10 protein-coding genes and 1 pseudogene are annotated in these 14,403 nt (G+C 35.4%); 10 read left to right on the top strand and 1 reads right to left on the bottom strand.

Annotation, left to right across the window (positions count from 1 at the left end; all coding sequences use genetic code 11):
* The first annotated feature begins 598 nt into the window (after positions 1-598).
* The 10 genes from BM121_RS05810 (at position 599) to BM121_RS22385 (ending at position 13,661) form a co-directional block, all read left to right on the top strand.
* Positions 599-2,977 (top strand): ATP-binding protein, encoded by a 2,379-nt coding sequence (locus tag BM121_RS05810; protein WP_091482305.1) that lies wholly within the window; start codon positions 599-601, stop codon positions 2,975-2,977.
* A gap of 10 nt (positions 2,978-2,987) precedes the next feature.
* A complete protein-coding gene (locus BM121_RS05805) occupies positions 2,988-3,968 on the top strand; it encodes an RNA-binding domain-containing protein (RefSeq protein ID WP_091482303.1) in 981 nt (326 codons plus the stop codon).
* A gap of 574 nt (positions 3,969-4,542) precedes the next feature.
* Positions 4,543-6,135, top strand: coding sequence for a type I restriction-modification system subunit M (locus tag BM121_RS05800; RefSeq protein ID WP_091482301.1), 1,593 nt, complete (start codon positions 4,543-4,545; stop codon positions 6,133-6,135).
* On the top strand, positions 6,125-7,387 hold the full coding sequence (locus BM121_RS05795) for a restriction endonuclease subunit S (RefSeq protein WP_091482299.1): 1,263 nt from the start codon (positions 6,125-6,127) through the stop codon (positions 7,385-7,387). The genes BM121_RS05800 and BM121_RS05795 overlap by 11 nt, the downstream gene beginning before the upstream one ends.
* A 20-nt stretch (positions 7,388-7,407) precedes the next feature.
* Entirely contained in the window at positions 7,408-10,554 is a 3,147-nt protein-coding gene (locus BM121_RS05790) for a type I restriction endonuclease subunit R (protein WP_091482296.1), read from the top strand.
* A gap of 94 nt (positions 10,555-10,648) precedes the next feature.
* On the top strand, positions 10,649-10,879 hold the full coding sequence (locus BM121_RS05785) for a hypothetical protein (protein WP_091482294.1): 231 nt from the start codon (positions 10,649-10,651) through the stop codon (positions 10,877-10,879).
* A 127-nt stretch (positions 10,880-11,006) separates the two neighbouring features.
* Positions 11,007-11,219, top strand: coding sequence for a hypothetical protein (locus tag BM121_RS05780; RefSeq protein ID WP_175495336.1), 213 nt, complete (start codon positions 11,007-11,009; stop codon positions 11,217-11,219).
* Between the two features lie 114 nt (positions 11,220-11,333).
* On the top strand, positions 11,334-12,314 hold the full coding sequence (locus BM121_RS05775; protein WP_091482292.1) for a sigma-70 family RNA polymerase sigma factor: 981 nt from the start codon (positions 11,334-11,336) through the stop codon (positions 12,312-12,314).
* Positions 12,315-12,389: 75 nt separating this feature from the next.
* Positions 12,390-12,812, top strand: a complete 423-nt coding sequence (locus BM121_RS05770) for a VOC family protein (RefSeq protein WP_091482290.1) — start codon at positions 12,390-12,392, stop codon at positions 12,810-12,812.
* Between the two features lie 477 nt (positions 12,813-13,289).
* Complete coding sequence (locus tag BM121_RS22385; protein ID WP_245780743.1) at positions 13,290-13,661, top strand: SEC-C metal-binding domain-containing protein; 372 nt, start codon at positions 13,290-13,292, stop codon at positions 13,659-13,661.
* Between the two features lie 500 nt (positions 13,662-14,161).
* Here the strand turns inward: BM121_RS22385 and BM121_RS22380 are convergent.
* A pseudogene (locus BM121_RS22380) lies at positions 14,162-14,224 on the bottom strand (hypothetical protein); the annotation flags it as partial.
* Between the last annotated feature and the right edge of the window lie 179 nt (positions 14,225-14,403).

Raw genomic sequence — 14,403 nt, 5'->3', positions numbered from 1 at the left:
TGGGCCTGTCACTACCCGGTTTTTGTCAATTTCGACATATTTCGTGTAGTGACAGGCACCATTTATTAATTGGTAAGTAAGAACTTGTGAAACGGCGAATTCTAGTTACTGCTATCATGGGGATTATATCAAGTGTGGTTGTTACATAAACTTATTTCAGTGGCCACTTGAGTGCCAACATTGTATTATCGAAAAATTATCAAATCGTATTTTTAAATGTATGATAACTGTTTAAATTTATATCTTCTTTAATAGCACATTCAAGAAGATTGAGTTATAGAGACATATTCATTCCTGGTTAAACTTACCGAAGTAAAGCAAATATGGTTAAGGAGTTTTTTACCGCTTCAATAAGTGGTGCATAGTAAACGTATCTTTCTGGTGCTTGTTTGACTAATTCTATAATATCTATGGTAACTAATGAGTTTAAGTCATGAATTTATTATTTAAGAATCCGAACATTTTAAAATGAATTGTATCAGAATGAATAAGCGAAGCTTCTGCTAGTGCTTCCATTATTTTTTGATTTTATAGCTATTTAAAGAACAATACTCTGATAGAATAAAGAAAAGTATATGTATTGGAGACGATTAAGAAAATGCAGAGCCAAATAATCAAAGATAATATGCTCAAGAATTCAGCTGCAGGGACAATTTTCAATGAACTTGAAAAGCTCAAGAAATCTAGTAAAGAAGACCAAAATAGATTACGACGAAGATGGGTTTGGGAATTAATCCAAAATGCTTGTGATTGTTGTAGAGATGGTGAACAGGTTGATATAACGATTACCTTTAATGGTAAATCTATTCTAACCTTTTCACACAACGGTAAGGGATTCAATGAGGAGAATTTATGGAGTATGGTGACGCAAATCTCTAGTAAACAATCTGACGATAGTACTACCGGTCAATTTGGGACTGGATTTATAACAACTACATTACTTGCACCTCAGATTAGTATCGCTAGCTTTATGGAAGATAATGGAAATCCTTTTGTGCTTAACTTGGATCGCTCGGGGCAAACAAGGGAAGAAATTAGGCAATCAGTCGAAAGTAATATTCAACTTATTGAAAATGTTATTAGTAAAACAGATACTTCTTGTGAAGAAAGAAATATTACAACTTTTACTTATGATTTGACTAGTTCGCCGGAACAAGGTAATTCTATTGATTCAATTAACAAAGGAATTGAAAGCCTAGGAGCGCATCTTTATTATCTGATGAATTTTAATGGAAAAATTAAATCTATTACTTACAATGGAAAAATACTTGAAGTATGCAAACGAGTACCGTATCCAAATATCCCAAATTCTAATATCGTAACGATTAGGGAAGTACATACAGGAGATCAGACTTTTATATTTAACTCGAATTTTGAGGGCGGTTCAATCGCGTTTCCTTTACTTGTTAATGATGGTTTCTGGAATTTTGATGAAATTCCAGAAACTGTTACTAGATTGTACTGTGACTTTCCATTAATCGGTTCTGAGGATTATCCTTTTCCTGTTGTTTTAAACTCAGATAAGTTTAATGTTGCGATCGATCGAAATGGAATTTTTGAAGCTGATCCATCAAATATTGCTATAATTCAAAAGGCAATAAATCAATTTAATGTCGTACTGGAACATTTTTCAAATCAACCACAAATGAATAATTATTATCTGTGTAAGTTTGATCGAAAACAAATGTCTGAGTACAGGATTAATTTAAAAAAACAATTAGATACGATTATCATGAGCAAAAATATGGTCGAGACGAATCAAGGAACTCTTCTTCCAATTAATGATTCTAAAGGAAATGTCCAGATCTTTGTTCCTAGAACACAAAGAGAAGAGTTTAAGAAGGAAGTTTGGACTCTTTTTTCCGAAATTCCTAATTTGACCATACCAACATTTCTATCTGCTGATGGTTGGAGGGATGTAATCAATAATGATATTGATTTAGATGATGTTATAAAGAAACAGCTCATAGATAAATCGCTTGATGATTTTAAAGAATGGTTTGGTGGAACAAAAACAATCGAATGGCTTAATGAGTATTATCAGTTACTGTGTGATATGTATAATAAAGATTTTGATAAAGTAGTTGTACCTAATACTGAAGGGACTTTTTGTCAGCCAAGAGAATTAATTCTGGGTGACAATATTTTACCAGATTTGAGGAAAATACTAGCTATGGTAGATTATTCAATAGAAACAAGGTTTGTTTATCCTGGGATAACTGTTCCTGAAAAAATAGAAACTTTTATACCGAAATTCTCAAATAAAGATATTGCAGAAATAATCTCCAGCTATACACACTCTTTATTATCTAAAGAGAAGGCGGATAATCGAACGACTGAAACAGAAAGCCTGTTTGCTAGTCTTCTGAGTCTATTTGCTAAGTTGCCAACGGAGTGTGAAAAATTATTTCCGAATCTATATGAAGAAAGAGCAAAACTGAGATCGAAAAAATTTGTTGATGATTTGAATCAACTTGGAGATATAATTTCAGAAAGAAATGTATCTGTAGATAGTATAAACGCTATTTTCTCAAACGAAAACTTAATGAGAGAGCTTCAAAAATCTTCTGAAGAGCTTTCTGACGAAGTAAAGCAGCAACTTCATCACATCTATAAGCATTCCTTTTATAGCAAACAAAAAATAGACGAGCTAATTAATCGATCAACTAGAAATGTTTTTCAGCAATTACATGACAATCCTAATTATGATATACCTGAGACTTTACAGGAATGGGAAACAAAAAAATTATCACCGACAGTTTTTAAAGCAAAGAAAAATGAAAATGAAATCTTCATCGTAATACGCCCAAGTGATGACGATAAAATTATTTTTCATGAAGATAAAGAATTGAGTGTTTTAGATAGTAATTTTTATGAGTTGTGGACAGATAACGGTTCAGTCGTAAAACAAATAACTCTTGGAGATATACTGAAAACGACGAATATTTCAGTAATTCCTTTGAAAAATATATATTAGGAGAATAATAATGAGTATTGATTTCGATGAATTATTAGAAAATCCTCAAAGAGGAAATATACGTTATATACACCCAGGAGAGGATAAAGATACAATTGCAAAGATGATTTCGGCGTTAGCAAATTCAGCGGGTGGCACGCTTCTTTTTGGCATTTACGATGATGGTTGTAAATTACATGTGAAAGGAAATGCGTTTGATATTCCCAAAATGCAAGATTTAGTAAAGATACTTAATGGTTTTGACCGATTTAATATCATGGAAACGAAAGTAAAAGATAAATCAATTTTACAGATTGACGTGCAGCAAAAGGTATTAGGAGTAAAATGCCATAATATTTTATATACATTCTATAGCGAGTATCATAATAGAATGCAAGAGATTAAGCCAGTTAAAATATTCATTTCTTATAATCATCTAGTCTCAGAATTGGCTGATATTGTTGAAGAAAATATCAATAAAACTTACGGTCCGAAAGTTCTGATTAGCAGAGATACTCAATTACAATACAGGGATAATATTGACAAATTCATGGAAACTATAAAAGAAAATGATGTGATTATATCGTTAATATCGGATAGTTACCTTAAATCTGAAGCTTGTATGTACGAAATAATTGAACTTATGAGAGATCCAGAATACCATCAAAGGCTTGCTTTTATAATTTCAAGTGAATGTGATTTAAAACTATTTCATAATCAGCCAGCTAGAGATAATTTAGTTCCGAAAATATATGGTGCACAAAGGTTTGACTATATTAAATATTGGACAAGCAAACTAGAAGATTACATTGAACGTTTGAACGAACTACAAGCTCATTATACCTCTACATTGGAACTAAATGGGGCTATTCGGCGGATCGGAAAAATATCTGATGGGGTCGGTGAATTTTTGGATTTCTTGAATAAAACTATGGGACAAGACTTCTCAACAATGCTCCAAAATGATTTCATCGAAATCAATAAAATGATAAACCAGAGTTTAGATGACTGATATTAATATTACATTGAGAATGTGTTGTAAAGAAAAATTGAAAGAAATAAATTGCATGATATAATTCGTTTGATTACCCTCATTTGTTTGGTAGCAAAGGAGAGTCTCATGGTGGTGATAATCGTCAAATTACTGATTAGTTGAATAGAACTCGCTTCAATGATTAAATCAGATACCACTTAATTATGATACACAACCGTATCATAATTAAGTGAGGTTTTTCTATTAAGCTGAACAGCAAGATATGTAGTTTTTCTGTATTAACTATTCACTATTGATATTGTTCCTGTCTTTTTTTTGGTGAACAGAACAACGATACTGTTCAAAAACCTCTAGCGCTTGTCACTATTCGAATTTTGTCAGTTTCGACATATTTCGGTAGTGGCAGGTACCATTTCTATGACTCCTTATTTGAATGTTTTCATACACAACGTAAGATGGAGATTAACATAATTTTTATAATTTCAAGGGGACCATGTCTTATTTTCATCCTCAATAATATCTATTTCACCCTAAATTTGATATATTTATTACATATGCAACGAGAACAACAATAGAAAGGTGCGGAAATATTATGTCGAATTTAAATGCAAAACTATTTAGTGCCGCAGATAGCTTGCGCAGTAAAATGGATGCATCAGAATACAAAGATTATTTACTAGGATTGATTTTCTATAAGTATTTATCGGATAAGTTATTAGTGAAAGTGGTGGAACTAGCAGATGAATCACCAGAAGAATACAACACACAAGAAAAACAAACTCACTTATATCGGGATTTATTAGCAGATGAAGATGTAAAACATGACTTGATTGAAACATTAGTCGATACATTAGGACATCATATGGAGCCTGATTACTTATTTAATGTATTAGCTGATCAAGCGAAACAAAATACCTTTCAATTGAATGATTTAAATAAAGCATTTATTGATTTGTCCACGAAATACGATCAATTTAGTGGCTTGTTTGATGATGTAGATTTGACTTCCAAAAAACTCGGTTCAGACGATCAACAACGAAACATTACCATCTCCGACGTTCTAAAGAAGTTAAGTGAGATTGATGTTATCGAACATGATGGTGATGTGATCGGCGATGCTTATGAATATTTAATAGGAGAATTCGCTTCTGAAGCTGGAAAAAAAGCTGGTGAATTCTATACGCCAAGTAAAGTGTCAGACATGATGGCTCAAATTGTGGCAATTGGCCAAGAGGATAGAAAGTTATTTAGTGTTTATGATCCAACGATGGGATCAGGTTCTTTGATGCTGAATGTACGAAACTATAATAACCATCCAGAAAGTATAAAGTATCACGGACAGGAACTGAATACAACTACATATAACTTAGCAAAAATGAACTTAATCTTGCATGGTGTAAGAAAAGAAGATATGCGTGTGCGTAATGGGGATACATTGAATAAAGATTGGCCAACGGACGAGCCTTATACGTTTGATTCCGTATTGATGAATCCACCTTATTCAGCAAAATGGTCAGCAGATCAAACGTTTTTAGACGATTCCCGTTTTAATCGTTACGGTAAGTTGGCTCCGAAATCAAAAGCAGATTTTTCCTTTCTGTTACATGGTTTCTATCATTTGAAAGATTCGGGCACAATGGCAATTGTCTTACCACATGGTGTATTGTTCCGCGGGGCTGCAGAAGGTGTAATTCGTAAAAAATTACTGGAAGACGGAAGTATTGATGCAGTTATTGGTGTGCCAGGCAACTTATTCTTTGGAACATCCATTCCAACCACTGTTATTATTCTAAAGAAAAACCGTAATAATCGTGATGTGTTTTTTATTGATGCTAGTAAAGAATTTGAAAAAGGAAAGAAACAAAATAAACTTACGAAAGAAAATATTGATAAGGTTGTCGAAACGTATAAAAAACGAGAAAATTTGGAGAAATATGCTCACTTAGCCTCTTTCGAGGAAATCAAAGAAAATGATTTTAATTTGAATATCTCACGCTATATTGATACGTTTGAAGAAGAAGAGCCAGTGGATATGGCAGCACTTGGTTCATCCATTCAAGACATAAAAAAAGATAAAGCAGAACTCGAATCTAGCTTATATGAAACTATTTCTTCTTTACAATATGATAAAGAAAATGAAGAATGGATTAAAGGTGCATTAGAGGTGTTTAATAGTGAAAAATAAGCAAACACCAGACCTTAGGTTTTCTGACTTTAGTGGAGATTGGGAACAACGTAAGTTCTTCGATAACATAAAAAGTATCGTAGATTTTAGAGGTAGAACTCCGAAAAAGCTCGGGCTAGAATGGAGTGACAGTGGTTATTTAGCTCTATCTGCCCTAAATGTAAAGGATGGTTACATAGATCCTTCCGCAGATGCTCATTATGGTGATGAAGAATTATATCAAAAATGGATGGGGAGGAAGGAATTAAAACAAGGTCAAGTATTATTTACGACAGAAGCACCTATGGGAAATGTAGCTCAAGTACCTGATAATAAGGGATATATTCTTAGTCAAAGAACTATAGCATTTAATGTCGATGAGAACAAAATAATTGATGACTTTCTTAGCGTGTTACTTCGTTCACCCAAAGTGTTTAATGAATTATCTTCTCTATCAAGTGGAGGTACTGCTAAAGGAGTCAGTCAAAAATCACTCTCTCAATTAAAAGTAAAAGTCCCTCAATCATTAGAAGAACAAAAGAAAATTGGAGAGCTTCTAAATCAACTTGATAACACCATCGCTCTTCATCAGCAAGAATTAGACACTCTTAAACAAACAAAACAGGGATTCTTGCAAAAAATGTTTCCAAAAGAAGGAGAGTCCGTGCCTGAGATCCGTTTTCCGTCATTTACTGGAAATTGGGAAGAGCATAAGTTGAAAGATATTGTTGATTTACTAAAAGATGGAACACATGGAACACATAAAAATGGGAAAGGTGCATTCTTACTCAGTGCAAAAAATATTAAGAATGGACAGATAATTATCGATGAATTGGTTGATAGAAAAATATCAGCTGATGATTACAATTCAATTTTTAAAAATTATAAGTTGATGAATGAAGATCTATTAATTACAATTGTTGGGACTATTGGCCAAACAGCTTTGTATACGGAATTCACTTCTAAAATAGCCTTTCAGCGCTCAGTTGCAATTATTCGTGGGAATGAAGATATAAACCAGAATTTCCTAAAGTCAACAATCGATTCATGTTATGTTCAAAAACAACTGGTGCAGTCAGCATCTATGTCTGCACAAGCCGGAGTATATCTTGGGGACTTAGAAAAATTAACAATAAATATTCCGGAATTGTCTGAACAAACCAAAATCGGTAACTTTTTCAAACAACTAGACGATACAATTGCTTTACACGAACAAGAACTAGACACTCTAAAACAAACCAAAAAAGCTTTCTTACAAAAAATGTTTGTCTAAGCAATAGAAAGGAGGAGACCATGACAAAGCTATCCCATAACAATGAAGCTGAAGTCGAACGTCGGCTCATAGAAGTATTGGGGGACGGGTATAATCAATGGAATTATCGCCCGGACTTAAAGTCGGAAGAGGACCTCTGGAATAACTTGCGTCAAAAACTAACCCAAAACAATCTTTCTGAAATTGGCGAACATCCGATTACAGATAAAGAGTTTGATACGATTAAAACTGAACTATTGCTGAAAACAAAAACCCCCTTTGATGCTGCTAAATGGCTCAAGGGGGAAAATGGCATTGCTCGTATTACCATTGAAAGAGAAAACACGTCATTAGGACCGATGTCATTGATGTTATATTCAAATCGTGACATTGGGGGCGGGATCTCTACATATGAAGTCGTTCACCAAATATCAAAGCAAAAAACAAATGTGGATGATAGGGATCGCCGTTTTGATGTGACGCTCTTAATTAACGGTTTACCAATCGTTCAAATTGAGTTAAAACAAGCAAGTGCCAAAGATGGTGTCTTTCAAGCATTTAATCAGATTAAGAAATATGCAGAAGAAGGGATGTATCGTGGGAACATCTTTTCAACGTTACAACTATTCGTTGTTTCTAATGAACAGACGACACGCTATTTTGCAAATGCGATGCCGAAAAATATGCATCGAAAATTTCTATTTAGTTGGCGAACGACAGACAATCAAAAAGTAGAAAATCTCTATGAATTTGTGAAACAGGTCTTAAATATTCCGGATGCTCATCGGTTAATTGCTGATTATACCATTGTGAGTGAAGACCAGGATAATAAAACTTTAATGGTTTTGCAACCTTACCAGATACATGCCATCCAATCCTTATATAAATCTGCGATGCAGCATAAGTCTGGGTTTGTTTGGCATGCAACTGGCTCTGGGAAAACATTAACGAGTTTTGTATCTACCAAATTATTAGCTCAAAAACCAGGTATCGATCGGACGATTATGCTTATCGACCGTAAAGACTTGGATAACCAAACGACCTCAGAATTTACCAAGTTTGCTTCGGAATATAATACCGGTATAACTTCTGGTAACGCAAGATCTAACAGTTTAATAGTTGGTACTGGAAGCGCAAAAGAGTTAAGTAGTACGTTACTATCTGATGCCAATACAAATGCAGTCATCATTACGACGCGTCAAAAGTTAGACTCTGCATTACGTTACGCACAAAAGGCAGAAGAGAATAAAGGTACACAGCGCTTTAAAAAGCTACTAGGACAACATATCGTTTTTATCGTGGATGAATGTCACCGTGCTTTAAGTGCAGAAGGAATGGAGAGGATGAAAGATTTCTTTCCAAATTCCACTTGGTTTGGCTTTACAGGAACACCCATTTTTAATGTTAATAAAAAGCAGGCGCAAGGGCAATTAGCACGTACGACTCGTGACCAATATGGAGATGTTTTACATACCTATACCATTAAAAATGCGCTAGAAGACCATGCGGTTTTAGGCTTCCAAGTAGAGCACGAGGATACCATTGGACCGACATCCTTAAATAATCATATTTATGATCAACTCCGTCAAAGTGAAAAGTATGCGAATGCAACAGATATAAAAGTAAATGATGTGATTGATCAAATGAATGGCATCGAGAAGGAAAAGTATATCGACAATGCTTCTTTTGAAAGAGATGATCATATTCAAAAAGTGATTCGTAAAATATTCCGTCCAGATAACGCTTATATGAAATTCGATTTTCAAAATGGTCGGCCACAAAAATCTGTTATTCTTACAACGAGTTCGATTGATATGGCGAAGCGTTATTACCATGCTATTAAAGAAATGACAAAAGATCCAGATTGGCTGCGGGGTGAATTTCCTAATCACCCGATGAGAAAAGGTCGTTCCATTGAGGATCCGAATTTTCCTCGAATTGCGATCACGTATTCATTAGAAGAAAATGAAGGTCATGCGACAGAGAATCAAGCCGAAATGAAACAAATTATGAAGGACTATAATGATTATTATAATACAGCTTGGTCCTTGGAAAGTATGGAACGTTATAATGGCGATATTAATAACCGATTGGCTCAAAAGAAAGCAGAATTTAAAGAGTTTGGTAAACAAATTGATCTTGTCATTGTTGTGGAACGTTTATTAACAGGCTTTGATGCACCGACTGTTCAAACACTTTTTGTTGATCGGAATTTAAGTTATGCTAATCTGATTCAGGCCTTTTCCCGAACCAATCGAACATACCCGGAAAAGACAAAGGGCTTAATCGTTACCTTTAGAAAACCATACACCATGGAGCAAAATGTGCAAGAAGCAACTAAGGTCTATTCAGATGAAAGCACAGAATCTACGTTGATCTATCCAACGTACGAGGATTCAAAGAAACGTTTCAAAAAGGCGCATAAAGAATTACTGACGATTACAACTAATATTGAAAATATAAATGAACACACCCCAATTGAAACGCGTGTTGAATTTGTAAAGGCATTTCAGGAATTAAATAATTCTTATGAAGCGCTCGTAACGTATAATGAATACAACGATGAAAATACGCTTAAAGATCAAGTTATGATGATAGAGGAATCTGTAGGCGTATATAACACGGTGAAAGGATCATTAATGGATGATGAGGAATCAGGTGAACCAGAAGTTGATTTCTCAGATATTGAATTCCATGGTGAAAATGCTGCTAAGATTTACGATATCGATGCAACCTATATAAATAAATTATTAGAAACGTACTCAGCTAATAATGAGAATATCCGCGACGATATTGAAAATGCACTTCAAAAGCTAGAAAAAGCAGAAATCGTTAAGGATGTGTATCGCGCCATTTTAGATGCAATAGATAATAAAGAAGTAGATGAAGATGAAGATATTTTTATCGTAAAAAGAACATTCTTTACGAATGAAAAAAATGCTGCAATAGAAGACTTTGCACATACATGGTTTGTAGAAAAAGATACACTGCAATTATCTGCCATTCAATATGTAATTGGAATGGATCCTATTCCAAATATCAGTGACATCCTTAACAGCAGGGATTTTGATAAATATAAAGCTGTAAACCCTGATGCTAAACCGTTGAAATACGGACCAGGAATGAAGCGTCAGTGGAGGATGGCATTGGATCAAGTGATTATACCATTGGATGATGAATTGAGATAGAAGTGTTTTTAACTTAGTGCTTGAGGGATTATTTATATTGTATGTGGATTTGATGAAAGTTAGTTCAATACTTTTTATGAGGATGACTTTTTTAATGTTATGGATAAGGACACAAAATAAACAGAGCTTAATGCATGTAAAAGATGTTACGGTAAAAGGTAAAAACATAACAGGTTTTATTGAAAATAGTTTTTTGGATCAATGGAATAAAATCCTTGGTAAATATGAATCTAATGAAAGAGCATTAGAAATTCTTAATGAAATTTTTACAAAGATGGAAGACAGTAGCGGTGCTTTTGTGACTTACACTATGCCTGAAAAGTAAGAATTATAATGTATAACTGGTACGTGGGACGGTCGCAATAGTTTTCTTTCCGTTCAATTTGGTTTATAAGGCACGTCAATTAAAGATTGAAGAACTATTGAAAGAATACCATGCAATGTGAGAAGAAATGAAGGAGATGGAAAAAGAAAGCTTAAAAGATCTAACCGAAACAATTACAGATATTATTAAAGACAATACTGTTATAGATTGGGTAGAAAAAATAGACGTGAAACGGGAAATGTGGCAGAAATTGAAGAAACAGGATAGAGCATGCTCTGTTCCTAATAAGCAAGTGGCTAGGCAATTGGTGGGACTTGGTAAAATACATTATAAAACTTAATCAATCGCAACTAGAGGCATAACATCATTAGAAGGTGTTATGCCTTTTTTGTAAAGGAAGAATGTAATCCTTGTTATCAAGGTGAGTTTTGAGGGTCAAAAAGGAGAATGTTAAATGTGCCAAAAGCATGGAAAAATAGACATGATGGAGGAGCTGCGTCCTGAATTAACCGGATACTGTTATCGGATGATGGGATCGATTTTTGAGGCGGAAGACGCGGTACAGGAGGCCATGGTCCGCGTCTGGCAGAACTGGGATCAGGTTCGGGAGCATTCTTCACGTAGAGCTTGGGTGTATCGTATCGTCACGAATGTTTGTTTAGATAAGCTAAGGAATGCAAAGAGACGGGCGCTCCCAATGGATATTTCAGAGCCGGTCCCTAGTGTAACAGAGCCTAGGGACCAATTACCTCGAGCTTCCTGGATATGGCCAACACCGGATACAGTTGGCGATCCGCTGGATATCGTAGTTAGTAGAGAAACGATTCGATTATCGTTTATTGCGATCCTGCAAATATTGCCACCTCGGCAACGTGCAGTATTGATCTTGTATGATGTTTTCCGATGGTCAGCGAGTGAAACGGCGAATGCGTTGGGGATGACCACGGCAGCTGTCAACAGTGCTTTGCAACGAGCGCGAAGGACGATCGCCCAATCGAATCTGCAGTCCAATGAATGGCAGGATGGAGTTTTCGAAGCAGACCAACAGTTGCTTGCTCGTTATGTAGAAGCGTTTGAGAAGTACGATATTGACGCGTTATTAGCGCTATTCAACGAGAACGGCAGCTTGTCAATGCCGCCATTTACGATGTGGGTTCGCGGCAACTCGAATCTGTCTGAATTCTATCACCTAACACGTAGCCATTGTTTGGGTTCCCGGTTGCTACCAATCCAAGCTAATGGAAATAGTCCCGCTTATGCTCAATATGTACCAAGTGGACGAGAAGGGTTGCTAACTCCATGGGCAATACATATCCTCGATATGAGCCATGGAAAGATCGCTCATATCCATCATTTCATAGACTCCGATTTATTTGTTCGATTTGGATTACCGACAGATTTGGCTGTGAATAAGAATTTCACGAAAAACCGATGATTTTACAGTGGTAGGAACGTCTATACTTATGAATGATCAATTTTCATTCAATCCAAACTCGAGGAGGAACAATCTATGATGGTAAAACTAACCCCCTATATTACTTTGGAGGGCCGCGCAAAGGAAGCCATCCAGTTATATGAAGAAACCCTTGGTGCAGAAATTATCTCCATTTTTACTTACGGAGAAATGCCAGACATGCCTAATACGTTCACGGACGAGCTAAAGAGTCTTGTGGCGCATGCCAAATTAAAAGTTGGTGAAACGGAACTCATGTTATCTGATGCCCCAGGCGATTCGACTATTGAAAACGGGAAACGGGTAACTATTTGCATTACAACAAACGAAGTAGAAAAATCGAAACAAATCTATGAAACCTTGAGGCAAGACGGTCAAGTCAATATGCCGTTTAAAGAAGAACCCTTCAGCCCGGGATTTGGCGATGTAACGGACAAGTTTGGCGTGACCTTTCAAATTTATACAGAGATTGAAGAGTAAATGACGATTAAAGAGTTGCGTGATTGATGGCGCAACTCTTTTTTTATAATAAAAGGGAGAGATTTGTGGAAGCAGTCTATGATGATTACCGACGAATCGAATGTGGAATGTATGCTTTAACCAAAATAGCCAATACAACGCAATGTCACACCGTGAACTTGTAATATCCCTTAACGATGTAATAGGGAGTAGTGTGACCCCAAGCTTTAAGTGTCTACTTGGCAGGGGTACGCTTACAGACCCCTGAAAATACTTATCTCATAGAATGAACAGGTGGTTGTTCTTGAATAAAGAATTGGATACTTGTTACAATATAAAAGCAAAAATATAATAGTTTGATTTGATTTTACCAAAATTTGTAACGTTTTACTCTTTTCATACACTAACCTATTGAAGGCTTTCGAAAAGATGAGTCAACCTAATCCGGGTGTATAAAGGTAAGATATATCCATAAATCGGCAGATAGGAGAATTGATAATGGTTAATTATAAACTAAAGGCCCAACTGCTTGAAGTAGTAGACAATCAATTACGTGATAATGATCCTAAAACCACAAAAAAAACATTCCATCGATTAATAGATCTTGGTTACTCAGAGATTGAATCGAAGGAAATGATTGCAACGGTTTTAGTAGAAGAAATGAATGATGTTATGAAAAATAATGAAGTATATAATGAAAAACGATATTGTGAAAAGTTAGATAAACTTCCAGAATACTATCTACAGAACTATACGGCCATAAATTCAGATGAGGAAGTGCAAGGTACAGTAGTGAATGAATATAAAGTTGGAAGAAATGAGCCATGCCCATGTGGAAGTGGGAAAAAATACAAGAAATGCTGTGGATAAAGGGTTGCAGATGACAGGGTGTTGTTATTTAAAATGGAGCATTCCCAGAGTAAAGAATTTTTCGCTGGATATTGTCTTCGCTTTACGGGATACCTACTCCGCTTGGCGAGAAATAATGACTTATCCCGTCAAGCGAGCAATATAGCCTGTGAAGAGAAAGGTATGCTTGAAAATAAAAAAGATAAGATTTGATTTCTATGTACGGCGGCTTAACTTCAACAGGTAAAAACTTTTATGTGCTGAACCGCCCGTGAAGGAAGAAGTTTCAACTAATGAAACATGTAATAGGTACCATAGATATGTGTTTAAAAAGGACAATAGGGAAAGTGAATTATTTTGAATTAACTAATTTCCCTTTGAATAGAATTTCTTTAAAAAAGTCAGATGTAACTGGCGACCAACCTTCTGCAGTTGTCGCTCCTCACTCTCTGTGACAATGGCAACAACGGTTCCTGAGTCAGACCCCAACCGCCCAGTTCTTCCAAAGAGCGATGAACAAACTATGTCGTCTCTTTAGGCAAATCCAAATCAATAACATGAGTTAAATCAGGGATATCCAAGCCTTTTGCAGCAACGTCTGAAGCTAGTAATAGTTCAGATTTTCCTTTTTAAAAAGGTAAGAATAATTTTGTGAAAGCTCTCAGGAAGGCTCACCCAGAGATTACGACCATCCTCATGAACGTGAATAACCGGAATACGAGCATGGTTCTAGGTGATCAGGAAAAAGTATTGTTCGGTAAAG

Source organism: Gracilibacillus orientalis, assembly GCF_900114645.1.
Taxonomy (GTDB): domain Bacteria; phylum Bacillota; class Bacilli; order Bacillales; family Amphibacillaceae; genus Gracilibacillus; species Gracilibacillus orientalis.
Note: the sequence above shows the minus strand (reverse complement) of the source record. Positions and strands in the feature narration are given on the sequence as shown.